We start from the raw sequence: 24,108 nt of genomic DNA, 5'->3' as shown, positions 1-24,108 counted from the left end.
GGTCCTTGCGGGTGAGCTGCTCACCCGCCGCGTCGACGATGGGGGCCGTGCCGGCAGCACGCACACCAGATTACTTGAGTTACGCAACAATATGGTAAAGTTGATCGCATGTCCCCTCCACCGCTCCCCGAAATCCCCGACACCCCCGCCTCGGACGAGGTGATCGAGATCGAGCGAGCGCTCACCCGCATCACCTACCTGAGTACGCGCGCCCGGCAGCACGACCGGCTGATGGCCCTCGCCGGTGTGCCGCTGGACCGCGCGGCCGTGGCGTTGCTGCGGCAGGTCGCCGATTCGGAGCCGCTGCGCCCGGGGGAATTGGCCAACCGGCTGGGAGTGGAGGCGTCCCACGTCACGCGCACGGTGCAGCAACTGCAGAAGTCCGGTTACGTCACCCGCGTTCCCGACCCCGACGACCGCCGCGCCCAGCGCATCCAGCTCACCGACGCCGGACAACAGGCCATAGTCCGCGTCCGGGACGCGGGATCCCGCGGCATGCAACTGGCCCTGTCCGACTGGAAGCCGGAGGAGCTGCGGCAGCTGGCCACTCTCTTCCACCGCATGGTCGACGACTTCCTTTCCCACTCCTTCGACGACGACGCGGAGGAGCAGCCGGTCGCGCAGGCGGGCACCGCCTGACCCGACGCCGGCTCACGCCGAGGTGGCGCGGGGCGTCGGCGGGGTGGCTGCCGTACGGGCGCCGGCTCCACCGCCGGGACGGGCTCGCGCAGGCCGCACAACAGCAGTCGGCCCAGGGCGGGCAGCACGATCAGCGGGACCAGGGCGGTCCGCAGCGAGGTGTCGTCGGCCGGCGCACCCTGGTCCGGGGCGGCGAGCCCGCCGACGCTCACCGTCAGGCCCAGGGTGACCCCGCTCGCGGTGCCCAGCCGTCGCGGCAGGAAGTCCTGGCCGAGCGTGATGTGCAGTGCGAAGGGGACGTACAGCCCTGCCGAGGTGAGGGCGACGAACAGATAGACCGCCGGGCCGGGTACGAGGATCACGCCGGCGACGGCCAGGACGGTCAGGGCGTACGACCGCCGCACCACCGCGATGCGTCCGTACCGGTCGGCGAGCCGGCCCCCGGCCATCGTGCCCAGCGCGCCGCCCCCGTACAACACGAACAGTGCCGCTGTGCCGGCCGCCTCGCCGCCGCCCGTCCGCTGCCGGACGTAGAGCGAGACGAAGGCGCTCAGGCCGACGAAGACGATCGAGCGGCACACGATCGAGCGGCACACGATCGCACCGGACAGCCGCACGAACGACGCCCAGTCGTCGACGTCGGGGGCGGCAACTGCATGGGAATCCGCCGCGCGGCTCCCCGAGGAACGCACCGCGGCCGCGCACAGCGCCGCCCCCGCCAGCGCCGGGACGACCAGCAGGGGAGAGGCGTTCAGGCCCCCGGTGGCGACTACGGCGGCGACGAGGAGTGGTGCGAGCGCGAAGCCGATGTTGCCGCCGAAGGAGAACCAGCCCATCGCCGTGTTGCTGCTGCCCGCGGCAGCGCGGGCCGCGCGCGCCGCCTCCGGATGGAAGGCGGCCACACCGATCCCGGACACCGCGACCGGGGTCTCGGAGCGCACCCTCAGCCGCCTCTTCCGCAGTGAGTTCGGCGTGACCTTCCCGCAGTGGCGCACTCAGTCCCGGCTGCACCACGCCCTGCGCATGTTGGCCGACGACGCACCCGTCACCAGGGTCGCCCACCACTGCGGCTGGTCCTCCACCAGCGCCTTCATCGACGTCTTCCGCCGCTCCTTCGGCTACACCCCCGGCACCCACAACCGCCGCGCCTAGGGCCGGTATACGGCGGCGTCGCGGGCGTACGCCGTATACCTCGCAGGGAGTGCACCGGGTGGACGCTGTACCTTCGTCAAGGCAAACGAGGGCCGGCTCCGGGCAGTGCCCGGACGGGCGGGCCGAGAGGGGATGGTCGCGATGGCCACGCAGGTCGGCGCCGCAGCACAGCCCCGCACACCCCTGAGCAAGGAGCGGGTACTGCGGGCCGCCGTCGCCCTGGCCGACGAAGGCGGAGTCGACGCGCTCAGCATGCGCAGGATCGCGCAGGCACTCGATGTCGTACCCATGGCGCTGTACAAGCATGTGGCGAACAAGAACGAGCTGTTGGACGGCATGATCGACGCCCTCGTCGGGGAGATCGACCCACCGGCCCGCGGCACCGACTGGAAGAACGCCGTTCGCCTGCGCGTGCTGTCGGCCCGACGCATGCTGCTGCGCCACCCGTGGGCGCCCGCGGTCATCGAGGCGCGGATGAAGGCGCGGGCCACCCCCACCCCCGCGGTCATGCAGTACCTGGACTCGATGATCGGGATCTTCCGGGCCGGGGGATTCTCGATCGACCTGCTCCATCACGCGATGCACGTCATGGGCAGCCGCCTGCTGGGCTTCTCCCAGGAGCTGTTCCGGGACACCTCCGACGGCGCGCCCGATCCGGACGCCCTCCCGCCCGAGGAGATGGCCGCTCGCTATCCCCACATCACCGAACTGGCCATGGCGGTGGCCCACGACGAGCAGTCCGTCGTCGGCTCGGGCTGTGACGACCAGTTCGAGTTCGAGTTCGCCCTCGACCTGACGCTGGACGGCCTTGAGCGGCTCCAGGGCGCCGACCGCGGCTGAGCCCATGGGCACAAGCCCTGGCGGCGGCCGCCTCAGACCTTCTGTCCGTCTGGGGTCACCGCCCAGGCCTTCTGTCCTCCTGAAGTCGCCGTCCAGGACGCACCTCTTCCCCGCTGCGGTCCACGTCGCCCCTTGACGGGTGTACGGCGTACACCTACCGTGCCAGCAGAGGCGTACGCCGTACACCTCATGTCCCCGCTGCTGGTCGACCGGTGCCGTGACCGGCGATCAGGAGGGGGTGAAGGGGGAGGCGCATGAAGGCGATCGTTCAGGAACGGTTCGGCCCGCCGGACATACTGCGGCTGAGGGAGACCGACCGGCCCGAGATCGGGGCCGGTCAGGTGCTCGTGCAGGTGCACGCCGCCGCGCTCAACCCCTACGACTGGCACATGATGCGCGGTGATCCCTATGTGGCACGGCTGGGAGGAGTGGGGCTGACCCGGCCCAAGTCCCGGGTGGCCGGAATCGACGCCGCCGGACGGGTCGAGGCGGTCGGCGCCGACGTACACGGGCTCCAGCCCGGCGACGAGGTGCTCGGCTTCTGCCAGGGCGCCTTCGCGCAGTACGCCCGCACCACCGCGGACCTGCTGGTGCCCAAACCCTCCCGCCTCACCTTCGAGCAGGCCGCCGCAGTGCCGATGGGGGCGGTGACCGCACTGCGCGGCATCCGGACGGTGGGCCGGGTGCGGGCCGGGCAACGGGTGCTCGTCAACGGGGCGGCCGGCGGCGTGGGCACCTTCGCCGTACAGATCGCCGCAGCCCAGGGCGCCGAGGTCACCGCGGTGTGCAGCGCCCGCAACGCCGACCTGGTGAGCTCACTGGGCGCCGCGCACGTCCTCGACTACACCCGGAACGACTTCACCGAAGGGCGCGTCCGGTACGACGTGATCCTGGACAACGTCGGCAACCACCCACTGAACCGGTTGCGCCGGTCGCTCACCCCGACCGGGACCCTCGTCGCCAACGGCGGCGGCTCGCCCGGTCACCTCTTCGGAGCGATGGGAGCCATGCTGCGGCTGGTCACGGTCAATGCCCTCGTCCGCCAGCAGCTTCGTGTGATCCTCCCGTCGGCCCCGGCCGGGCCGACCCACGACGACCTCCTCACCGTCACCGAACTGATCGAGGCCGGCACACTCACCCCCGTGGTCGACCGGACCTACCCCCTGGCCGACGTCGCCGACGGCATGCGCCACATGGAACAGGGGCACGCCCGCGGAAAGGCCGTGGTCACCGTGGTGTGAGAGAGCGGAAGGCCCGCCCATGCCGGACGCCCGGGACGTCGCCCCTCTACCCTCCGGTAACATCGCCCGGCAGGTCACCAGAGGAGGAACCGTGCCACGGTCCGAACGCTCGCCCCTGCTGCTCGCCGGCCTGCTGGCCGCAGCAGGTGTCACCCACTTCGCCGCGCCGAGCCCCTACGACGCGACCATTCCGCGTGCCCTGCCGGGCGCGCCCCGGACATGGACGTACGTCAGCGGCGCCGCCGAACTGGCACTGGCCGCGGGCATCGCACTGCCCCGCACCCGCAAGGCCTCGGCGCTGGCCGCGGCCGCCTTCTTCGTCGGCGTCTTCCCCGCCAACGTGAAGATGGCCGTCGACTGGCGCCACCGCCCCACCCCGCAGAAGGCCGCGGCCCTGGGACGGCTGCCCCTGCAGCTGCCCCTCGTGCTGTGGGCCCGCAGCGTCGCGAGGAGCGGGGAGGGACGGTCGTGACGGAACGCCTCGCCATCGGTGACAAGGTCGACGACTTCGAACTGCCGGACGAGACCGGCACCCCCCGCATGCTGTCCGAACTGCTCGCCGACGGGCCGGTGGTGCTCTTCTTCTACCCGGCAGCCCTGACCGCCGGCTGCACGGCGGAGGCCTGCCACTTCCGCGATCTGGCAGCTGAGTTCGCCGCCGTCGGCGCCCAGCCCGTGGGCATCAGCGGCGACCCCGTCGAACGCCAGCAGGAGTTCGCGGGCCGACACACGCTCGGCATGCCGCTGCTCTCCGACAGCGACGGAACGGTCCGCGAGCTGTTCGGCGTGAAGCGCGGCTTCACCCTGGCACCCACCAAACGCGTCACCTTCGTCATAGCCCAGGACCGCACCGTCCTGGACATCGTCCGCAGCGAACTGCGGATGAACACCCACGCCGACCGGGCCCTGGCCGCTCTGCGCGCACAACAGAAGTGACATCCGCGAAACGGAGGACCCGGCCGGTCCTCCGTTTCGGTTGAAGCAGTGGGACAAAAGCACCATTCTGAAGGCTATGGAGCACGCCTCTAACGCGGCGGTCGTGGACGCCCGCGGCATCGTGACAGGGTGGAGCGAGGGCGCCCGGCAGCTGACGGGATACCCGGCGGGCGAGGCGGTGGGCCGGCCGGTGCGGGACCTGCTCGCCGAGGAACCCCTGCCCGAGGCCGTCGGGGCGCTGACCGGCACCGTCATGGTGCGGCATCGCGACGGCTCCGCCGTCCCGCTCATGGTGCGGGCGTGCGTGATGTCGACCGGGGCCGGCGAACCCGGCGGCTACGTGATCACGGCCGAGCCCGCCGGTGACCACCACCGTTCCGTCCTGGCCGGCCGAGCCTTTCAGCAGGCCGCGATGTCGATGTCCGTCTTCGACGTCCGCCAGCGCTATCTGCGCCTCAACGACGCCGCGTCCCGCGTCATGGGCGTGCCTGAGGACGCCCTGCTCGGCCGGTTCTTCGCTGACACGGTGCCGGACGCCGAGCACAGCAGCGGCTTCCTGGCCCATCTGCGCCATGTGGCCGAGACGGGCAGCACGAGCCGCTACGAGAGCTACGGCGGTGCCCCGGCACTGAATCGGGATCATGCCTGGACCACGGAGATGTGGCCGCTGCGGGAGCCCTCCGGTGAGGTGTACGCGGTCGGGCTCGCCGCGTTCGACAGCACCGAGCAGTACTGGGCCCGCCAGCGCCTGGCGCTGCTGAACGAGGCGGCGGCCTCCATCGGCACCACCCTGGACGTGATCCGCACCGCCGAGGAACTCATCGAACTCCTGGTGCCCCGGTACGCCGACTTCGCCAGTGTCGACCTGCTCGACTGGGTTCTCGGCGCGGAGGAGCGGCCGGTGATGCCGGACGCCGACGTCATGATGCGGCGGGTCGCCCACGGCTCCGCCACCGAGGGCACGCCCGAGGCCGCCGTGCACGTCGGGGACACCGACATCTACCCGTCGTTCTCGCCGACCGCGAAGGCCCTGCACACGGGGCGGGCGGTCCTCAGCCATGCGGGCGAGCCGGACTTCATGCGGTGGGTCGCCGAGCGCAACACGCGGGCGCCCGCGGGCCGCTCGTACCGCAGGGGCGTCCACTCGATGCTCGCGGTGCCGCTGCGGGCCCGGGGCATCACGCTGGGCGTCGCGGTCGGCGTCCGCATGGCGAATCCCGACGACTACGGCGACGACGACGCCGTTCTCGGCGAGGAACTCGCCAGCCGGGCCGCGGTCTGCATCGACAACGCGCGCCGCTTCGCCCGCGAGCGCACCACCGCACTGGCGCTGCAGAACAGCCTGCTGCCGAGGGGACTGTCCGGACAGGCAGCGGTCGACGTGGCCCACCGGTATCTGCCCTGCGGCTCGCCGGTCGGCATCGGCGGTGACTGGTTCGACGTCATCCCGCTGTCCGGCAGCCGTGTCGCCCTGGTCGTCGGCGATGTGGTCGGACACGGCATCCCGTCCTCGGCGACGATGGGCCGCCTCTGTACGGCCGTACGCACCCTCGCGGACGTGGACCTGTCGCCGGACGAACTCCTCACGCACCTCGACGACCTGGTCATCCACCTGGCGTCGGACGACAGCGGCGCCGAGGCCGCCGAGTTCGGCGCAACCTGCCTGTACGCCGTCTACGACCCCGTCTCGCGTCGCCTCAGCCTTGCCGCGGCCGGCCACCCACCGCCCGCGCTCGTGCTGCCCGACGGCACCGCGAGCGTGATCCCCATGACGGCCGGGCCCCCGCTCGGCGTCGGCGGCCTGCCCTTCGAGGCCACCGAGCTGGAACTGCCCGAAGGCTCCGTGGTCGCCCTGTACACCGACGGCCTGATCGAGGACCGCGACCGCGACGTCGACCACGCCACCGACGAACTGTGCCGCGCGCTCACCGCCCCCGCCGACACCCTCGACACGCTGTGCGACACGGTCCTCAAGGCCGTACTGCCGGAGGAGCCCGGTGACGACGTGGCGCTGCTGCTGGCGCGCACCCGGGCGCTGCGTGAGGACCGGGTCGCGACCTGGGACATCACCCCGGATCCGGAGCGCGTGGCCGCGGCCCGGCAAGCGGCGACCGAGCAACTGACCGCCTGGGGCCTGGACGAGGCCGCGTTCGTCACCGAACTCGTCGTCAGCGAACTCGTCACCAACGCGATCCGGTACGGCTCACCCCCCGTCCAACTGCGGCTGATCCGTGACCGCACCCTCATCTGCGAGGTGTCCGACGGCAGTTCCACCTCACCGCACCTGCGCCGGGCACACGCCTTCGACGAGGGCGGCCGCGGACTGCTGCTGGTCGCCCAGCTCACCCAGCGCTGGGGCAGTCGGCAGACGGGCCAGGGCAAGACGATCTGGGCCGAACAGTCGCTGACCCCGCAGTGATCACTGGAACGAGCAGCCCGGGTTCGGCACGTCCTCCGAGAAGGGCGCGCCGTGCGGCAGGATGTACAGCACGTCCAGGATCAGCGGTGTGGTGCCCTCGTTGCGGCCGAGGTGGACATCGCTCGGTCCGCCCGGCTCGCGGACGGTGGTGCCGGTCCTGTAGACGCCGTCCTCGGCGCAGTCGGCGTGGTAGTGGCTGAGGGTGCCCTGACGGACGAAGCCGTAGACGGTGCCGTCGTGGTAGTGCCAGCCGGTGCTCTGGCCGGGCGGGACGGTGATCTCCCGGACGACGTAGTCGGTGTCCCCGACGGTGGTCTGGCTGATCAGCCGCCCGGTCACCCCCGGGCCGGGCGGCGTGGCTCCGGCGGTGTTGCAGGTCAGAACGGTGCCGGTGACGACCGCGCCGACGACGGCGGTACGGAGCGCATTGCGCATGTGAAGGCCTCCCGAGACGAGGGACTGGCGACAAGGGTCGAGGGGACGAAGATCGAGTGACGACGTGAACATAGATGCCCACAAAGGCAGTTGGGGCCTGAATGATTCAATCCGTACTCAGGCGTCATACCGCGGTCCGCTCCCGTACCCGTCCGCGGGTTTCTTGTCGTCCGTGAGCCCGGGAATCTGGTATGGAACATCCCCCGCGTTCCCTGCGAAGATCGGATGCGGGGCCGGCCGAGCCGAGTCGGTCCGGTGATCATCGGAGCGCGTATGACGATGGAGCGGGACACGGTGACGGGCGTCGAACAGGCCGCGGCGATCGAGGTGAAACCGGTCGCCGGGCACATCGGAGCCGAGATCACAGGGGTCGATCTCGCCTCCGCACCGGACGACGCCGTGGTCGCCGCGATCCGGGCGGCGGTGTTGCGCTGGAAGGTGGTGTTCTTCCGCGGGCAGCGACTCGACCACGCCGGGCACGTGGCATTCGCGCGCCGCTTCGGCAAGCCCGTCGTGCTGCGCAAACGGGGCACTGCCTCGCCGCCGGACGTCCCCGAGGTCGAGACGACCGCCGACCGCCTGGAGCTGGGCGGGAGATTCGGCATGGAGCACGACGAGTGGCTGCAGCGCCGACGGCACACGCTGCTGCGCGGCTGGCACTGCGACCACGGTGCGCGCATCGACCCGCCGGCCGCGACGATCCTGCGCGCCGAGACCGTACCGCCCTACGGCGGTGACACGACATGGTCGAACCTGGCGGCCGCCTACGCCGGACTCTCCGCTCCCGTGCGGGCGTTCGTCGACGGGCTCCGCGCAGAGCACCGCCTGGGCGTCGGCTACCAGCCGCGCCCAGGCGACGACAGCTACCTGCGCCACCTGCTGGACCATCAGGTCGCCTCCGAGCACCCGCTGGTGCGCGTGCACCCCGAGACGGGCGAGCGGGTGCTGTTCGTCAACGGCTACTACCTCGAGCAGATCACCGACGTCTCCCGCCCGGAGAGCCGGGCGATCCTCGACATGCTGCTGGAGCAGGCGGTCCGGCCCGAGTACACGGTGCGGTTCCGCTGGGAGCCGGGCAGCGTGGCCTTCTGGGACAACCGGGCCACCATCCACCTCGCCCCCAGCGACAACACCCACCTCGACGTCCCGCGGATCATGCACCGGGTGATGCTGACGGGCGACGTACCCGTAGGCGTGGACGGTAGACCGTCGCAGCCGGTCACCGGAATGGAGCCGGGCCGCTGGTGACCTCAGACGGCGGGCTGCCAGCCCAGCGCGGGACCGAGCTTCGTGGCCATGTCGGTGAGGATCTGCACATAGTCCTCGTGCTCGAAGGTGAACGGCAGCGCGAACGCCACCTCGTCCACCTCGCGGAACGCGGCATGAGCGTGGAGGCGTTCGGCGATCTCCTCGGAGGTGCCGACGATGTCCGGCGCGAACATCAGGCGGGCCGGGCCCTGGGGTGAGGTCGTGCGAGGGGTGCGCCTGGCCGCGTACTCCTCGTATTTCGCGCGCTGGCCGGGCGAGGCGGAGTCGGTGGGGATGACGACCAGGCCCTGCGAGACGCGCGCGTTCTCGCCGTCCTGGTGCTGGGCCCGGAAGGCGCGGATGTGGGACAGCTGGATCTCCGCGAAGTCGAAGTCCCCTTCCCCGCCCGCCCCTTCGGCCTTCACGACACTGCTGGTGAGGAAGTTCATGCCGTGCCCACCGGCCCAGCGCGCCGAACCCAGACTCCCACCGCCGTACCAGAGCCGGCGCCCCAGACCGGGGGAGTGGGGCTGCACCCGGTCCGAGAACACCTCGAAGCCCTCGACACCGCTGAAGTCCGTCGCGCTCTTGCCCCGCACGAGGTCCAGCAGGCGCCGCACCCGCTCGTAGGAGAAGTCCTCGGCCTCGGCCGTGTCCGGGTACAGCGCCTCCTTCACCTGCTCGTAGTGCATCGGCGGGCCGACGCTGACACCCGGGTTGATCCGGCCCCCGGACAGGATGTCGACCGTTGCCAGGTCCTCGGCCAGGCGCAGCGGGTTCTCCCAGCCGAGCGGGATGACCGCGGTGCCCAGCTCGATACGACTGGTGCGCTGCGAGGCCGCCGCCATCACCGCGACGGGGGAGGAGATGCCGTACTGGAGATGACGATGCCGCAGCCATGCGCTGTCGAAGCCGAGCCGCTCACCCAGTTCGATGATCTCCAGCGTGGACTCGTGCCCCCGGCGCGGATCCGTCTCGTCGAACAGGCCGATGGTCAGGAAACCCAGCTTGCGCAAGGGGCGTGAGGTCGGCGACACAGCGTCCTCCGTCGTTCGTCGATCAAGGTCTACGGCAGCGTCAACCGGATCCCCGCAGGAAGTGTTCCCACTTTCAAGCTCAGGTCAGGGGAATGGTGAACTCGTCCTCGACCGGCGGTTCGACCTCCTGGGCGCGGTTGCCGGTGGCGGCGAAGCAGCGCAGCCGGATCGCCTCCGGAGTGACGTCCAGACGCAGGAAGCACTTGAAGAAGGGCGGACTGTACGTCGCCGAACTCGGCGAGAACAGCTGCGTGTAGATCTTGCGGACCGGGAGGCGCAGGCGCGAGGTGCGGTCGGGGCGGCCGCCGGCACCCAGCAGACTGGCCACGATGCGGGCCCGGCGGGTGACGCGTACCGGCCCGCCCGGGGCACGGGTCGGCGGAATGCCGAGCCGCTCGGCGATCACGGCCATCGCCTCGTGCTCGGTGAGGGTGAACAGGCGCGGCAGGCGCAGGCGGCGTCCGTAGAGCCTGCTGTAGAAGGCGAGGGAGTCACCGCGCAGCGGGTAGCAGCGGAAGTCCTTCTCGGTGACGTTCGCGATGTCGACGCGGGGGATGGTGTGGGTGGCGTGCATGAACGCGCCGCCGCCGCCCGAGACGACGTACTGGATCGTGCGACCGTCCACCTGGACCGGGTAGCGCTGGTAGTTGTGGATGTCGCCGCCTATCGCCGCGACGTAGTGGTGCTCGGGGTCGCGGACGATGTCGTCGACGGTGCCGTTGCCCCCTTCGATGGTGCAGGGGTGGTGCTCACCGTCGACGTACAGGGGCGAGCCGGTGATGAGGATCTTGGGCCGGGGGCCCTTCGACACCTCCCGCAGCCATGCGCCCTGTTCGGCGTCGATGGTGCCGAGCAGGCCCGTGTCGATGCCTATGATCCGTACCGGTCCGGCGTCCACGGCCCAGTACGGGCCCGGCTGGACGGCCCGTTGGTCCGGCTCGGACCGCAACTGCCGTGCCTCGTCCAGGCGTTGACCGTCCTTCGGGCGCGGTCGGTGCCACAGGAGACCGCGTGCCCAGGCCCGGGTCAGCGGGCGCGCCGCCGGCTCGGGCGCGAGGGGCGGGGCGTCCTCGCAGAAGACGTGCATGAAGGCACCGAGGTCCTCGTACCAGTCGTGGTTGCCGGGTATCGCGTAGATCGGCGCCCGGTAGTCCTGGTAGGGGCCGAAGAACTTGGTGGCGTAGTCGTCCGCGCTGCCGACCGGGTAGATGACGTCGCTGGCGATGACAGCGAAGTCCGTCCCCTGACCGACCTTCAAGAAGCCCGGTACCACCGCGTATTGGGGGTCGTCGCCCTCCCCGGTGTCGCCGATGACCATGAACGAGAACCGGTCCGCATCCTCACGCCGGATCACCTTGTCCGCGGGTGCGCCCGCGGCTTGGCGCTGGGCCACCCATCTGCTGCGGGTACGGCCCGTGGGGTCCCCGAACCAGGAGGCCAGCACGCCGTTGCGAGCGGCCCACAGTGTTTTGGGGCTGAGCCAGGAGAGCTTCTCTACCCTGTGCGGCATCAGCCGCTTGTACTCGCCGCGCTCTGTGGAGCCCCAGCCGGCGCCTTCGGCGGTATCGCGTGAAGAGTCAGACACCGCTGCACCGTAACAATCTTGGCTTCCTCCGCCCCTGGTGGGGTGGGTTGCCCTACGCGGGAGTTCGGCCGGTCGCCCGGCCTACCGGTTCCTGCCGCGTGCCCGCCCGGTGCGCCGAACCGAGGGCCGGCTTGTCGTGCGGACGGGCCGGTATCCCGTGCGGACGGAACGCTGAACCGCCCGGTCCGTCCGCATGTGGAACGCTGCCGCGGATCACCAGTCGTGGCCGGGCGGTGGGGCCCACTGCGGTGCGGCGGTCCCGTAGTGATCCTGCCGGCGGCGGGCCTGGCCGACCGGCTCGGCGAAGCCGGCGCTGCTGTGCTGCGGTACGGGCTCGTTCGCCTCCTTGGCCGCCGAGGTCCGCCGGGACGTGGCCGACCTGCTCCACTCGCCGTCGCCCAGCACCAGAAGCGGGTCGAACATGACCACCACCCCGGCCAGCAGCAGGAAGACGGCCGGTCCCAGGAGCATGGGCAGCAGCAGGGAGGTGGGCGAGTCGCCCGCCCAGGCCCCGTTGCCGTTGTCGTGCACATGGACGCTGACGGCCGCCATGGCCGTGTAGTGCATGCCGGACACCGCCACACCCATGACCAGGCTGGCCCCGAGGCTCGTCATGAAGCCGCGGATGCTGACGGCCGCCCACAGCGCGGCGGTAGCGGCGACGATGGCGATGGCGACGGACAGGGCGACGGTGAGCGGGTCGTACCGGATGTCGCCGTTCACCTCCACCGCGGCCATGCCGAGGTAGTGCATGACGGCGACACCGATACCGGTGACCACGCCGGCGACGCCCAGCGTGATCTTGCCGGAGCCGCGGTAGCCGACGATGAACACGCCGATGCCGACCACGATGATCGCCAGGGCCAGGCTCAGCAGGGTGAGACCCGTGTCGTAGCGGATCCCGGTCTCCTTGACCTGGAAGCCGAGCATGGCGATGAAGTGCATCGTCCAGATGCCGCAGCCGATCGACGCGGCGCCGAGCGCCAGCCAACCGGGTTTCCATGACTCCTCGTTGAGCAGGGACCGGACGATGCAGCGTAGTCCCAGCGCCCCTCCCAGACAGGCCATCAGATAGGCAGCCGCAGGGGTCACCGCGCCATAGCGGAACCCGTCAACCGTGCCGTGCATGTGCCAACTCCCCCCAGAGCCATGGCAGAACGTGGAGCAAGGTCTACGTGTGAAGGTCAGGTAAAGGCAAGGGATTACCACTGGTAACTGAATAACTCTCAACTCCCGGCGGTTAACTCCGGTCACCTATGGGCGAGTTTCAGTCACACATCATATTTAGAAGTCATATTTGTCAGGCAGACCCGGCGCGTGGCCGCCCACCTGGAGGCCGAGCGCCTCGCGGCTGCTCCTGCCGCGACTTCTGGCTCAACTGGCTGCTGGAGACGGCCCTGTTCGGTCTGCTCGCCATCACCGTGTTGAATCCCGTTCCCGTTCCCGCACACAGGCCACCCCGTGTGCGGGAGCGGGGCGTTGAGCCTTCAGTTGAGGGGATCGAGGGTCAGGTACGCCTGCTGCGGGCTGCCGTCATGCACCAGGGACTCCTGGTTGCCGACGTCGTCGAAGGCGAAGGCGTAGGCCTTGCCGTCGGCCATCTGGGCGTGGATCTTCCGGGCGTACTGGTTGGTCACCGCGTCCTGGTAGAAGTTCGCCGTCGTGGTGTCCGGCTGGTTGGGGTTGGCCAGGAGGGTGGAGCGGTTGAATCCCGCGCACATGGTGCGGGAGATCGGTCCGCGTACCTGGTCGTTGGGCGCGTCGAGCAGTTTGTGGCAGCCGAAGATGCTGTCGGCGTCCGGCTTCTGGAAGCTGGTGACGACCGCTCCCGAACTGTTGGTGAAGTTCATGACGTTGCCCGACACGCGGCCGAAGTACTTCGTGTCCGGCTGGTCGGTGAACGGTGTCACCGTCAGTGTGCTCGCCGCGTACTTCTGCCAGACGCGGCTCACGTAGTCGTCCATGGCGGACGCGGGAAGGGCTCCGTTCTCCAGGCCGTAGCCCGGTGCCAGCGCGCGCAGGACGGTGCCGTCGGAGCGCGTCTGGATCAGGTTGGCCCATCCGCCCGGCTGTCCACGCAGAGCGCTGAAGAAGCCGTTGTAGCCGCCCGGCTTGAGGTGGCCGGTGGTGGCCGTGCTGCCGTCGGCGCGCTGCACCCCGACCGCGTAGGGCGCGGAGAACATGTCCACCTGGGTGCTGTTGAGCCACAGGCCGGAGTCGTTGAGCGTGTACTCGGACCAGTTGAACAGGATGTCGCGGTTGGGGTCGCTCGGGTTCTGCACGGCCGGCTGCACCAAACCGCCGGTCGTCAGCTTGAACACGAGCTTCTGGCCGTAGGAGAAGTAGATCCGGCCGGAGAACTTGGGGATCCGGATCGTCTTCGACTGACCGGTGGCGGGCCCGGCGATCGACGCGTCGGGGGCGGGAGTGGGCGGGTTGCCGCCCGCGGGCCAGGCGTGGAACGTGCCGTTCGCGTCCGCCCAGCCCTGCTGCCCCGTCGAGAGCAGGGTGCCCAGGGTGTAGACGTAGACAGGTTCGCCGCGACCGGAGTTGTTGGTCAGCTTCAGGGGGATGGTGTCGGGCACCGCGGCGTCGGCGGACGACGGCGAGTGGATGGCGAGGACCGCGGCGAGCAGCGCGGCCGCCGCTGCCGGGGCCAGGAGCCGGTGAGTGAGCCTTCTGGGCACGCTCCACCTCCGTGGGGGTTCACTTGTTGTGGGGGGAATCACCTGTGGGGATGGGTCCGGATTGGTCCGGACCTCTTTGAGAGCGCTCTCAAACTGGCACCGGGTCGCGTGCATGTCAATAAGTTGAACCATGGCCGACGAAAGGAGCCCGCGGAGCGAACTCCGCGGGCGCCGTGGTCGTTTCCAGTGGAGTGCGCGTCCGATGTCCACTTGAGGCCCGCACGCCGTCGATCTCGCCGCCGGGGTCCGCGAATCCGACGTTCACCCGGCACGGTGAGCCCAAGGGCTCCGGCGCGTCGTGCCCACGAGCCGCGTGCCGGTCCGGGGGCACGGCGAAATCCTCGCCGAGCACGCACGAACGTGCACAGTCCTGCCCGTGCTGGAGGACTGGTCGCCATCGTCCGCCTCGCCACGATCACCGCCGCCGCCATCTCGGGCATGCGCTCTCCCCGGGCGCTCTGCCTCAAGCCGGCCGGCGTCCCGACGGTCGACCGTCCGCTGATCCGCTGATCCGCTGATCCGCTGATCCGCTGATCCGCTGAACGGGTGAACGGGTGAACGGGCGATCGGGATGTGGTGACATGCGTCCGAATGTCTCGCCATTCTTCTCGGTCGCCACCCGAGCGGAAGACATCCCATGTATGAGCAGTCCTCGGTCCTCGCCACCGATAACAGAAAAGGGAAAATCTCCCCACGTTCTTCGAATTTACTGGCCATCGAAGGTTTTTACGCCCACAGCTCTAGACACCACGGGGCGCCATCCCTGCTAATCCATCCCATGTCCTTGGTGAGTGTTACGCCACGGACATGGAGAGGAAACGCGAGGAGTGGCATGTGGTGAACCCGGCAGGCCGGCGGGCGTTCGTCGGCGCGGCGACGACGAGTTCCCACGCCATGCCTGAGGAGCGGGGCTGGGCCGCAGTCCCGGATCACGCCTGCCACCGCGCGATCCGGGGCGCCGGCCTGCTCCCTCCCGGCGAGAAGCCACCCCGCCCGCACCAGAACCGGCGCGCCGCCACGCCCGGCCGTACCCACCGTCAGGCATCAGACAACGGAGTCGCATCATGAGACTGCCCGACCGTCCCGTGGACCGCCGGCGCTTCCTCACCGCCGCCGCACTGACCCTCGGCGCCACGACCCTGCCGGGCTTCGTGTTCGCCAACCGGGCCGCCGCGGCCGTCCCGCCCCAGGTCACCCTCCCGGGCCGCGGTACATGGGACAACGCCACCGCCTCGGCCTGGACCGACGGGTTCCTCAGCGGCAACGGCGAGTACGGCACCGTGTACTACGGCACGCCCACGCTCGAAAAGATGATCTTCAACTACCACAAACTGGTGCTGCCGAACGGCACCCGGAGCACGATGCCCCCGGACCTGAGAAGCGTGCTGGAGCCGGCCCGGGACAAGGCGCTGGCGGGCGACTACTCCGGGGCCGCGTCGACCTTCGCGAACGGCTGGAACCTGCAGTGGACGCAGACGTTCCACCCCGGCTACGAGCTGCAGCTCAGTACCCCGGGCATGACCACGGTCAACGACTACGCCCGGATCACCGACTTCCGCACCGGCGAGGTCACCCACACCTGGACGGACTCCTTCGGCACCTGGAAGCGCCACGTCTTCGTCTCCCGCGCCGACCAGGTCATCGTCCACGAGCTGCTGCCGGCCACCGGCCGCACCGTAGACACCACCCTCAGCGTCAACACCGCACTGGACTCCACGCCGTCCAGCGTCTCCTTCGCCACCACCGCCAGCGTCTCCAGCGGCGACGGCTACCTGAACCTGCGCGGCACCTACCCTGCCGGGAAGGGCGCCTTCGGCTACGAGGGCGTCACCCGGGTCGTCGTCTCGGGATCCGGCTCCTCGGTCACCGCGAGCGGAAACACCCTCGTGGTCGCCAAGGCCACCAAGGTGCTGCTGCTGACCAAGCTGGGCCGGTACGAGACCTCCACCGGCTGGGACGCCAAGCCGCTGCAGGCCGCGCTGGCCTCGCTGACCGCCGACTATGCCACCCTGCTGGGCAGACACGCCCCCAAGCACCAGGCGATGTACGACCGTTCCAGCATCGACCTGAACGTCTCCACCGCCGACCGACAACTGTCCACCAGCGACCTCATCGCCCGCCAGAAGTCCAACAGTGGCGCGGTCGACATAGCGCTGCTGGAGCGGATGTACGACTCCGGCCGCTATCTGTTCGTCAGCTCCACCGGCATTCTGCCGCCCCGCCTGACCGGCATCTGGACCGGCACCTGGGCCGGCTCCTGGGCCGACGACTTCACCACCGACGCCAACATCAACTTCCAGGTCTCCGGGGGCAACATCCTCGACCTCACCGACGCGATGCAGGGGTACTTCGACCTCGTCCTCGGCCAGTTGGCCGACTGGCGCGACAACGCGACCCGGTTCTACAACGCTCGCGGCTTCCTCGCCCCGTCCCGCACCGACGGCGAGTACGGGCACATGCTGCACTTCAACAACGGCAGCTTCCCAGGCCAGGCATGGACCGGCGGCGCCGACTGGATGCTCTACCCACTGCTGGAGTACTACCAGGTCACCGGTGACAAGGCCTTTCTCCAGAACAAGCTGGGCCCCGCCCTGATGGAACTCGCCCTGTTCTACGAGGACTTCCTCACCCGCACCGACTCCCACGGCAAGGCCGTGTTCGTCCCTTCCTTCTCCATGGAGAACACCCCGACCAGCACGGGCCAGTCCTTCTCCATCAACGCCACCGGCGACATCATGGCCGGCAGACACGCCCTGCAGGCCGCCATCGACGCCGCGAACGAACTCGGACTGGAACAGGGCAGCGGCAAGGGCGTGGCCCGCTGGACCGCCTTGCTCGCCAAGCTGCCCGACTACACCATCAACGGTGACGGCGCGCTCGCCGAATGGTCCTGGCCGGGCCTGACCGACCGCTACGACCACCGGCACGTACAGCACATGTACGGCGCCTGGCCGCTGCACGAGATCAACCCCGAGGAGAAGCCCGACCTCGTCAAGTACGCGGCCAAGGCCCTGGACAAGCGCGGCGACGCGAACTTCTCGGCCCACGGCAGCCTGCACCGCGCGCTGTCCCGCGCCCGCCTCAAGGACGGCGCCGGCGTGTACGCCAACCTGCTGAAGATCTACGGCAAGAACATGGTCTGGCGTTCGCTGATGACCTCCCACAACCCCAATCTGGACATCTACAACTGCGACGCGGCCAACACCATCCCCGCCATCCTGGCGGAGGCACTGGTCTACAGCCGCCCCGGCGTCCTGGAGATCCTCCCCGCCCTCCCCGACCAGCTGGCCCAGGGCACCATCAAGGGCGTCCGCGGCCGCAACCGCATCAGCATCCAGTCCCTGACCTGGGACACCGTGGCCCGTACCGCCACCGTCAAGCTCACCTCGGACATCGACCAGGACATCACCTTCATCTGCCGACGCGGCATCACGTCCGTCAGCACCGCCGCCACGGTGAAGACGTCCTCGCTGGGCAACCACGCCCGGACGGTGTCGCTGACCGCCGGCACGAGCACCACGATCACGATCGGCCTGCTCACCGGAGTCTTCAAGCTGGTCAACCGCAGGAGCGGCAAGGTCATCGACATCTCCGGCGCCTCCACCGCCAACGGCGGCGCGGCCATCCAGTTCCCCTGGTCCGGCAGCGCCAACCAGAAGTGGAAGCTGCTCCCCGACTACGACGGCTCGTACCGCCTGTCCAACGTCAACAGCGGCAAGGTGCTCGACAACCCCGGCGGCTCCACCTCCAACGGCACAGCGCTCGACCAGTGGTCGGACACCAACGGCGTCAACCAGTGGTGGAAGCTCGTACCGACGTCCGGTGGCTACTACCGCCTGATCAACGTCAAGAGCGGCCTGTGCGCGGACGTGAACGGCGGCTCGACGGCCGACGGCGCCAAGATCATCCAGTGGCCCACCGGCGGCGGCGACAACCAGGAGTGGCAGCCCGTCGGAGTGTGACGGCGCCGACTGGACGGCCCTCACGGACGCGCCCCGCCCGCGCGCCCGTGAGGGCCGTCGTCGGCTCCGTAGCCGCCGGCACACCAAGAGATTGATCGGTGGGACGGGCGGTGCAGCGGCCGTTCGTGCTCGTTCGCAGTCGTTCAGTGCAGGGCTGCGATACCGGTCAGGAAGATGTCGACGCCGGCGAGGGCGTCCTCCCTTGCTTGCAGAGGGCGAGCTGGGAAATGCAGTGCGTAGGTCTTCGACACGGGTCGAAGGTCAGGCCGGCACCCGCGTGCCTCGGGCAGTGCGCGTCAGAACGTGCGCTTGAGGAGGTCGAGCAGCGCGGCCCAGTGCCGCTCGTCGCCGTCCTTGTTGTACGACGCGGTGTCCGCCTGGGTGAAGCCGTGGGCGGCGCCCGGGTAGACCTCGCAGCGGTGGCGTACACCCGCAGCGGTCAGCGCGTCCTCCAGGCGCTGTATCTGCTCGGGAGGCAGGGACGAGTCCTGGTCGGCGTGGCCGAAGTACAGCTCGGCGGTGATGTGTTCGGCCACCAGGTGCGGGCTGTCGGGAGCGTCCGACGCCAGCTGGCCTCCGTGGAAGCCGGCCGCGGCCGCGACCCGCTCCGGGTAGGTGCCCGCCGTGTACAGGGCCAGCCGCGCACCCATGCAGTAACCGGTCAACGCGACCGGGCCGTCCGCGACCAGGGGGGAGTCGGCCAGCCAGCGCAGATACGCGTCCGCGTCCCGCATCGCGAGGTCGGGCGTCAGGGACTGGATCAGCGGCCAGACCTTCCCCCAGATCTCCGGTCGCGCCTCGGGGTCGATGAACTCCGGCAGCTCGACGACCGGCGAACGCCCGTGACGGTAGAAGACGTTGGGCACCAGCACCGTGTAGCCGGCCTCGGCGATCCGGTCGGCCATCGACGTCAGATGGGGGCGCAACCCGAAGGCGTCCTGGTAGAGCAGAACGCCGGGCCGGGGACCGCCGTCGGCGGCGTGTGCTACATAGGCGTCCGCGACGCCGTCCTCGGTGGGGATGTCAACGGCTGTTCCCTGTACGGAGGTCATGGGGGGACTACCTCTCTGCGTACTTGCGTACTTGCGTACTCTGCGGTGAAGCGACACGTCGGCCCGACGGGCCGGTCGCGGCCGGTCCGGGTCATCGTTGCACGGGCCATTCGTCCAGCCGTCAGGCCCCCGGCCTCACCGCCGACGCCGTCATTCGAACCGGCTGACGTCCCCGGCCCCCCGCCGTACGATCTCGGCCTCGCCTTCCGAGAAGTTGATGACCGTCGTCGGCTCGGTGCCGCAGTCCCCGGAGTCGACCACCGCGTCCAGCACGTGGTCGAGGCGATCCTTGATCTCCCAGCCCTGTGTCATCGGCTCGTCCTCGTCGGGCAGGAGCAGCGTGCTGGACAGCAGCGGCTCGCCGAGTTCGGAGAGCAGGGCCTGGGTGACGACGTGGTCGGGGATGCGCACGCCGACCGTCTTCTTCTTCGGGTGCTGCAGCATCCGCGGCACCTCCTTCGTCGCCGGCAGGATGAAGGTGTAACTGCCGGGTGTCGACGCCTTGATCGCCCGGAACACGTCGTTGTCGACCCGTACGAACTGGCCGAGCTGCGCGAAGTCCTGACAGACCAGGGTGAAGTGGTGCCGGTCGTCGAGATGGCGGATGGTCCGGATCCGCTCGATCCCGTCACGGCTGCCCAGTCGGCAGCCCAGCGCGTAGCAGGAGTCCGTGGGGTACGCGATGAGCGCGTCGGCGCGGATGCTGTCCGCGACCTGGGCGATGGTGCGCGGCTGGGGGTTGTCGGGGTGCACGTCGAAGTACTTCGCCATTGGGCGAGCTTATGCCGTGGTCACGTTGGCGACGAACGCGGCGACGTTCGCCACGGTCCGCTCGATCTTCTCCTCCAGGGTGACCGTCTCGTGGAGCCGTGCGCCGATGCCCGCGTCCCGCTTGCCGCGTACATACAGCGAGCAGGCCAGATCGCTGCACATGTAGGCGCCCACCGAATTGCCCTGCTGTCCGGCCTTCCCCGCCTTCGGCGCGACCATCAGGGACACCCCACCGGAGTGGGTGGTGAGGCACATCGAGCACATGCTGCGCCGCGCCTGCCAGGAACCGGCGGTGGAGGAGCGCATCGCGAGGGCCCTGGGGCGGCCCTCCAGCTCGACCACGAGGTAGGCGCGGTCGGGAGCCTGTGGATCGCGCCAGCCGAGGTAGTCGAGGTCCTCCCAGGGCTGGAGGGCCAGGTCGCGGGGGATGTTCAGGCGCTTGGCCTCGCCCTTGGTGCAGTTCACGAACGCGGCACGGATCTCTTGCTCGGTCAGCGGTTCCATAAGAACACGGTAATTTGCCTAAAAGCTTTAGGCAAAACATAATTGCTTCAGGCGGAGGGAAGGGTGGTTATGGCGCGTGTAGGGCTGACCACGGAGCGTGTGGTGCGGGCCGGTGCTGAGCTCGCCGACGAGGTGGGCTTCGACCAGGTGACCGTCTCGGAGCTCGCCCGGCGCTTCGACGTCAAGGTCGCGAGTCTGTACTCGCATGTGCACAACTCCCAGGACCTCAGGACACGGATCGCCCTGTTCGCCCTGGAGGAGCTCGCCGACCGGGCCGCCGACGCCCTGGCCGGCCGGGCCGGCAAGGACGCCCTGGTGGCCTTCGCGAACGTCTACCGCGACTACGGCCGCGAACACCCCGGCCGGTCGGCCGCGGCCCGGCTGAGACTGGACCCCGAGACGGCCGCCGCCGGCGCGGGCATCCGCCACTCCCGGATGACGCGGGCGATCCTGCGCGGCTACCACCTGACGGAACCGGACGAGACGCACGCCGTACGGCTGCTTGGCAGCGTCTTCCACGGCTACTCGAGCCTGGAGACTGCCGGCGGCTTCAGCCACAGCGCCCCCGGCTCCGAGGAGTCCTGGACGCGGATCCTTGACGCCCTTGACGCCCTGCTGCGCAACTGGCCCACCGCACCCACCACTTGACCGACAGGCGGAGTACATGCAGACCACGTACGACTGGATCACCACGCCGATCACGGCCGACCTGCTGCGCGGCGCACTCGACGTGGAACACACCGAACACGGCGTACTGCCGCACCGACTGCCCGCCCGGGCCCGCGCCCAGTGCACCGATCCACAGCTGGCCGGCGCCGAGTCCCAGCCCTCGGGTGTACGGCTGGCCTTCCGTACGCGTGCCACCGCCGTCGAACTGGACACCCTGCCCACCAAGCGCGTCTACGTCGGTGCCCCGCCGCGTCCCGACGGCGTGTACGACCTCCTCGTCGACGGCCGCGCGGCCGGCCGGGCGAGCGTCACGGGCGGCAACACCGTGACCGTCGACATGGCCGCCGGCACCACCGAGCTCCGTCCCGGCCCCGTGGGCACCCTGCGCTTCACCGGCCTGCCCGAGGGAGACAAGAACGTGGAGATCTGGCTCCCGCACAACGAGACGACCGAACTGGTCGCCCTGCGCACCGACGCCCCGGTGGAGCCCGCACCGCCGAGCGGCCGCAAGGTGTGGCTGCACCACGGCAGTTCGATCAGTCACGGCTCCGACGCGGCGAGCCCCACCACCACATGGCCCGCACTCGCCGCCTCCCTCGGCGACGTGGACCTGATCAACCTCGGACTGAGCGGCAGCGCCCTGCTCGACCCGTTCACCGCCCGCACGCTGCGCGACACCCCCGCCGACCTGATCAGCGTCAAGATCGGCATCAACCTGGTCAACACCGACCTGATGCGCCTGCGCGCGTTCACCTCGGCCGTCCACGGTTTCCTCGACACCGTCCGCGAAGGCCACGCCACCACACCGCTGCTGGTCGTCTCACCCATCCTGTGCCCGATGCACGAGGACACGCCCGGCCCGAGCGCCATCGACTTCACCTCCCTCGGCGACGGCAGGCTGCAGTTCCACGCCATGGGCGATCCGGCGGAACGTGCCGACGGGAAACTGGCCCTCGGCGTGATCCGGGACGAGCTGAACCGCATAGTGGCCCAACGGTCGGCCGAGGACCCGAACCTGCACTACCTCGACGGACGCGACCTGTACGGGGAGTCCGACTCCGCCGAACTCCCGCTGCCCGACCAGCTCCACCCGGATGCCGCCACCCACCTCCGCATCGGCGAACGCTTCGCCGAACTGGCCTTCGCCGAGGGAGGTGTGTTCGGCGTTCGCGGAGTGTGAAGGTCGTCGTCGCATCGCCGTACGGACGTCGTACTCGTGTCGCCTTCGGGCATACGTGAGGTAACGTCCCCGACCGATATGCCGAGGTCGATGCGATGGACGAGGAGAAGGCCGAGATGGCTGGCCGAAAGGACGGGGCCCGCCCTGCGCAGGTGACGGGCGCCGACGGCACGACGTGGGCACAGGAACTGCTCGACCACCTCCGGCCGACCGGACGGGACATCCGCCGGGTCGCCGCCTGGCTCGCGGACGCGGTGCACGGGACGGCCTGTCTGCAGGACGACACGGGTAGCCTCCTCGCCGGAACGCCGACACCGCTGGACGAGGGCCTCGTCGCGGACATCGTCTCCGGCCGCATCGCCTCCGCGGCCTGGGACGACGAAGGGCGTCACCTGCGCCTCGTCAGAGTGGAGCTGCCGCAGCCCGCCTCGGCCGGTGTGCTGGTGGTGTCCCGCACGGAACCTTTCGACCGCCGGGCCTCGGACATCGTGACCCACACCGCCCAGGTGGTCGAACTCCTGCTCAGGGCACACGAGTCGAGCATGGCCGGACGCCGTCTGCAACGGGCGACGTCCGATCTGCGCCTGGCCATCCTGCAACTCCTGATGGTCGAGGACACCATCTCCGCCCGTCGTGTCGCCGCAGGGCTGTGGCCCGGCCTGCTCGACACCGACACCGCCTGTGTCTACGTGCTCGAAGCCGGCGCCCAGGACCGCGACCGCATCGCCGAGGAATGCCTGGACGCGACGGACGAGCAGGCCCTGGTCGTGCGCTGCCCCGCCGTGGACGCGCACGTCATCGTCGTCGCTCCGCACGACGCGGCCGCCGCGGAGCTGCGCCTGCTGGTCGGCAGGCGGCCGGGCACCTTCCTCGGCGGCAGCGCCCCGCAGAGCCTCGTCCGCACCGCGACCGGCTACGGACAGGCCGTCAGCGCCCTCGCCGTCGCCCGCTTCCGGCCCGACAAGCAAGCCGTCTACGCCGAACGCACCCACCCCGAACGCCTGATGGACCCGGCCGTGCTCCACGGCTGGACGACCGAGGTCCTGCGCCCGCTGGACACACTCGCGCACCACACCCGCGCCGAACTCCTCGCCACCACCCGCCTTGGCCTGGAGTTCACCGCCGTGAACGCGGCCAAGGTCCTGGGCGTCAGCCGCAACACGGTCCGCGCCCGCATGGAACGCGTGGAGGGCCTGCTGCGCGCGGACTTCTCCGACCTCCCCGCCCGCGCCGTCGTCCACCTCGCGATCAACGCCCGCGTCGGCCTGCCGGAGGAACCCCACGAGACCGGTCCCGTCGACACCGCCGGCACCACGGACACCGCCGACCCTCGGCTCGGCGACCTGCTGGCCGGGCCCGCACTGCGCACCTGGGCACACGACCTGCTCGGCCGCCTGGAGTCCGACGCCCGCGACCTCCGCCGCACCCTGCGCACCTGGATCGCGGCAGGCGGCAACGCCGAACGCGCCGCCCACCTCCTCGGCGTGCACGCGCAGACGGTGCGCGAGCACGTGCGCAGCGCGGAACCCGTCCTCGAACGCCAACTGCTCGCCTCCGGCACCGATCTCTACGAGGTCGTGCTCGCCCACCTGGCCCTCGGCGACCTCGACCAGCCCGACCTCAACCGGACGAACCGGGACCATCCGGGCTCGCCTGTGCACAAGTGAGCCCTGCGCAGACCGCAGCGGGCATTGACGCGGTACACAACGGATCCGCCCTAGACGTAAGTTCGATGGGCGGGGCACGACCGG

At 70.1% G+C, this 24,108-nt stretch carries 20 protein-coding genes and 2 pseudogenes; 13 read left to right on the top strand and 9 right to left on the bottom strand.

Going from position 1 to position 24,108, the window contains the following annotated elements; genetic code table 11:
* The first annotated feature begins 108 nt into the window (after positions 1-108).
* The gene (locus tag OG870_RS03140) at positions 109-639 is read left to right on the top strand and encodes a MarR family winged helix-turn-helix transcriptional regulator (protein WP_266524476.1); all 531 of its coding nucleotides are present in this window, start codon (positions 109-111) and stop codon (positions 637-639) included.
* 74 nt (positions 640-713) lie between these two features.
* Here OG870_RS03140 and OG870_RS03135 read toward each other — a convergent pair.
* A pseudogene (locus OG870_RS03135) lies at positions 714-1,562 on the bottom strand (MFS transporter); the annotation flags it as partial.
* A gap of 1 nt (position 1,563) precedes the next feature.
* Between OG870_RS03135 and OG870_RS03130 the strand changes: the two are divergent.
* The 6 genes and pseudogenes from OG870_RS03130 to OG870_RS03105 form a co-directional block, all read left to right on the top strand.
* A pseudogene (locus OG870_RS03130) lies at positions 1,564-1,791 on the top strand (helix-turn-helix transcriptional regulator); the annotation flags it as partial.
* Positions 1,792-1,932: 141 nt separating this feature from the next.
* Positions 1,933-2,631, top strand: coding sequence for a TetR/AcrR family transcriptional regulator (locus OG870_RS03125; protein WP_405656722.1), 699 nt, complete (start codon positions 1,933-1,935; stop codon positions 2,629-2,631).
* A gap of 254 nt (positions 2,632-2,885) precedes the next feature.
* Positions 2,886-3,872, top strand: coding sequence for an NAD(P)-dependent alcohol dehydrogenase (locus OG870_RS03120; protein ID WP_266593702.1), 987 nt, complete (start codon positions 2,886-2,888; stop codon positions 3,870-3,872).
* Positions 3,873-3,963: 91 nt separating this feature from the next.
* Positions 3,964-4,344 carry a DoxX family protein gene (locus OG870_RS03115; protein WP_266524483.1) on the top strand — a complete coding sequence of 127 codons (381 nt, stop codon included), beginning with the start codon at positions 3,964-3,966 and terminating at the stop codon, positions 4,342-4,344.
* A complete protein-coding gene (locus tag OG870_RS03110; RefSeq protein WP_266524485.1) occupies positions 4,341-4,808 on the top strand; it encodes a peroxiredoxin in 468 nt (155 codons plus the stop codon). Before OG870_RS03115 ends, OG870_RS03110 begins: the two co-directional genes overlap by 4 nt.
* A 76-nt stretch (positions 4,809-4,884) precedes the next feature.
* Positions 4,885-7,227, top strand: coding sequence for an ATP-binding SpoIIE family protein phosphatase (locus tag OG870_RS03105; protein ID WP_266524487.1), 2,343 nt, complete (start codon positions 4,885-4,887; stop codon positions 7,225-7,227).
* On the opposite strand, the gene OG870_RS03100 is transcribed toward OG870_RS03105, so the two are convergent.
* Positions 7,228-7,662 (bottom strand): cupin domain-containing protein, encoded by a 435-nt coding sequence (locus OG870_RS03100; protein WP_266524490.1) that lies wholly within the window; start codon positions 7,660-7,662, stop codon positions 7,228-7,230.
* A gap of 273 nt (positions 7,663-7,935) precedes the next feature.
* On the opposite strand from OG870_RS03100, the gene OG870_RS03095 reads away from it, so the two are divergent.
* The gene (locus OG870_RS03095; RefSeq protein ID WP_266593704.1) at positions 7,936-8,910 is read left to right on the top strand and encodes a TauD/TfdA dioxygenase family protein; all 975 of its coding nucleotides are present in this window, start codon (positions 7,936-7,938) and stop codon (positions 8,908-8,910) included.
* A 2-nt stretch (positions 8,911-8,912) separates the two neighbouring features.
* Here OG870_RS03095 and OG870_RS03090 read toward each other — a convergent pair whose 3' ends face one another.
* From OG870_RS03090 to OG870_RS03075, 4 genes are all read right to left on the bottom strand, one after another.
* Positions 8,913-9,947, bottom strand: a complete 1,035-nt coding sequence (locus OG870_RS03090; protein ID WP_266524494.1) for an LLM class flavin-dependent oxidoreductase — start codon at positions 9,945-9,947, stop codon at positions 8,913-8,915.
* Positions 9,948-10,026: 79 nt separating this feature from the next.
* Positions 10,027-11,532, bottom strand: a complete 1,506-nt coding sequence (locus OG870_RS03085; protein WP_266593706.1) for a metallophosphoesterase family protein — start codon at positions 11,530-11,532, stop codon at positions 10,027-10,029.
* Positions 11,533-11,745: 213 nt separating this feature from the next.
* A complete protein-coding gene (locus OG870_RS03080; protein ID WP_327667771.1) occupies positions 11,746-12,660 on the bottom strand; it encodes an MHYT domain-containing protein in 915 nt (304 codons plus the stop codon).
* A 359-nt stretch (positions 12,661-13,019) separates the two neighbouring features.
* Positions 13,020-14,219, bottom strand: coding sequence for a glycoside hydrolase family 64 protein (locus tag OG870_RS03075; RefSeq protein WP_266593710.1), 1,200 nt, complete (start codon positions 14,217-14,219; stop codon positions 13,020-13,022).
* 360 nt (positions 14,220-14,579) lie between these two features.
* On the opposite strand from OG870_RS03075, the gene OG870_RS03070 reads away from it, so the two are divergent.
* Both OG870_RS03070 and OG870_RS03065 read left to right on the top strand, forming a co-directional pair.
* Complete coding sequence (locus tag OG870_RS03070; protein WP_266593712.1) at positions 14,580-14,729, top strand: hypothetical protein; 150 nt, start codon at positions 14,580-14,582, stop codon at positions 14,727-14,729.
* Between the two features lie 554 nt (positions 14,730-15,283).
* Entirely contained in the window at positions 15,284-18,181 is a 2,898-nt protein-coding gene (locus OG870_RS03065; protein WP_266593714.1) for a glycosyl hydrolase family 95 catalytic domain-containing protein, read from the top strand.
* 296 nt (positions 18,182-18,477) lie between these two features.
* On the opposite strand, the gene OG870_RS03060 is transcribed toward OG870_RS03065, so the two are convergent.
* The 3 genes from OG870_RS03060 to OG870_RS03050 form a co-directional block, all read right to left on the bottom strand.
* Positions 18,478-19,233: a dienelactone hydrolase family protein gene (locus tag OG870_RS03060; RefSeq protein WP_266524514.1), complete on the bottom strand. Its 756-nt coding sequence runs from the start codon at positions 19,231-19,233 to the stop codon at positions 18,478-18,480.
* Positions 19,234-19,383: 150 nt separating this feature from the next.
* The gene (locus OG870_RS03055) at positions 19,384-20,004 is read right to left on the bottom strand and encodes an L-threonylcarbamoyladenylate synthase (RefSeq protein WP_266524516.1); all 621 of its coding nucleotides are present in this window, start codon (positions 20,002-20,004) and stop codon (positions 19,384-19,386) included.
* Between the two features lie 9 nt (positions 20,005-20,013).
* A complete protein-coding gene (locus OG870_RS03050; RefSeq protein WP_266593716.1) occupies positions 20,014-20,508 on the bottom strand; it encodes an FBP domain-containing protein in 495 nt (164 codons plus the stop codon).
* Between the two features lie 69 nt (positions 20,509-20,577).
* On the opposite strand from OG870_RS03050, the gene OG870_RS03045 reads away from it, so the two are divergent.
* The 3 genes from OG870_RS03045 (at position 20,578) to OG870_RS03035 (ending at position 24,024) form a co-directional block, all read left to right on the top strand.
* The gene (locus tag OG870_RS03045) at positions 20,578-21,156 is read left to right on the top strand and encodes a TetR/AcrR family transcriptional regulator (RefSeq protein ID WP_266593718.1); all 579 of its coding nucleotides are present in this window, start codon (positions 20,578-20,580) and stop codon (positions 21,154-21,156) included.
* A 16-nt stretch (positions 21,157-21,172) separates the two neighbouring features.
* On the top strand, positions 21,173-22,357 hold the full coding sequence (locus OG870_RS03040; protein ID WP_266524521.1) for a GDSL-type esterase/lipase family protein: 1,185 nt from the start codon (positions 21,173-21,175) through the stop codon (positions 22,355-22,357).
* Positions 22,358-22,473: 116 nt separating this feature from the next.
* Complete coding sequence (locus tag OG870_RS03035; RefSeq protein ID WP_266593720.1) at positions 22,474-24,024, top strand: helix-turn-helix domain-containing protein; 1,551 nt, start codon at positions 22,474-22,476, stop codon at positions 24,022-24,024.
* Positions 24,025-24,108: the final 84 nt, after the last annotated feature.

Source organism: Streptomyces sp. NBC_00461 (assembly GCF_036013935.1).
Classification (GTDB): domain Bacteria; phylum Actinomycetota; class Actinomycetes; order Streptomycetales; family Streptomycetaceae; genus Streptomyces.
The sequence above is the reverse complement of the archived record's forward strand: the minus strand, read 5'-3'. Positions and strand labels throughout refer to the sequence as shown.

Bases quoted from the DNA above. Each gene is read 5' to 3' on its own strand.
- OG870_RS03140 (WP_266524476.1), top strand. From the start codon at position 109: ATGTCCCCTCCACCGCTCCCCGAAATCCCCGACACCCCCGCCTCGGAC.
- OG870_RS03125 (WP_405656722.1), top strand. From the start codon at position 1,933: ATGGCCACGCAGGTCGGCGCCGCAGCACAGCCCCGCACACCCCTGAGC.
- OG870_RS03120 (WP_266593702.1), top strand. From the start codon at position 2,886: ATGAAGGCGATCGTTCAGGAACGGTTCGGCCCGCCGGACATACTGCGG.
- OG870_RS03105 (WP_266524487.1), top strand. From the start codon at position 4,885: ATGGAGCACGCCTCTAACGCGGCGGTCGTGGACGCCCGCGGCATCGTG.
- OG870_RS03100 (WP_266524490.1), bottom strand. From the start codon at position 7,662: ATGCGCAATGCGCTCCGTACCGCCGTCGTCGGCGCGGTCGTCACCGGC.
- OG870_RS03095 (WP_266593704.1), top strand. From the start codon at position 7,936: ATGACGATGGAGCGGGACACGGTGACGGGCGTCGAACAGGCCGCGGCG.
- OG870_RS03080 (WP_327667771.1), bottom strand. From the start codon at position 12,660: ATGCACGGCACGGTTGACGGGTTCCGCTATGGCGCGGTGACCCCTGCG.
- OG870_RS03065 (WP_266593714.1), top strand. From the start codon at position 15,284: ATGAGACTGCCCGACCGTCCCGTGGACCGCCGGCGCTTCCTCACCGCC.
- OG870_RS03060 (WP_266524514.1), bottom strand. From the start codon at position 19,233: ATGACCTCCGTACAGGGAACAGCCGTTGACATCCCCACCGAGGACGGC.
- OG870_RS03055 (WP_266524516.1), bottom strand. From the start codon at position 20,004: ATGGCGAAGTACTTCGACGTGCACCCCGACAACCCCCAGCCGCGCACC.
- OG870_RS03050 (WP_266593716.1), bottom strand. From the start codon at position 20,508: ATGGAACCGCTGACCGAGCAAGAGATCCGTGCCGCGTTCGTGAACTGC.
- OG870_RS03045 (WP_266593718.1), top strand. From the start codon at position 20,578: ATGGCGCGTGTAGGGCTGACCACGGAGCGTGTGGTGCGGGCCGGTGCT.
- OG870_RS03040 (WP_266524521.1), top strand. From the start codon at position 21,173: ATGCAGACCACGTACGACTGGATCACCACGCCGATCACGGCCGACCTG.
- OG870_RS03035 (WP_266593720.1), top strand. From the start codon at position 22,474: ATGGCTGGCCGAAAGGACGGGGCCCGCCCTGCGCAGGTGACGGGCGCC.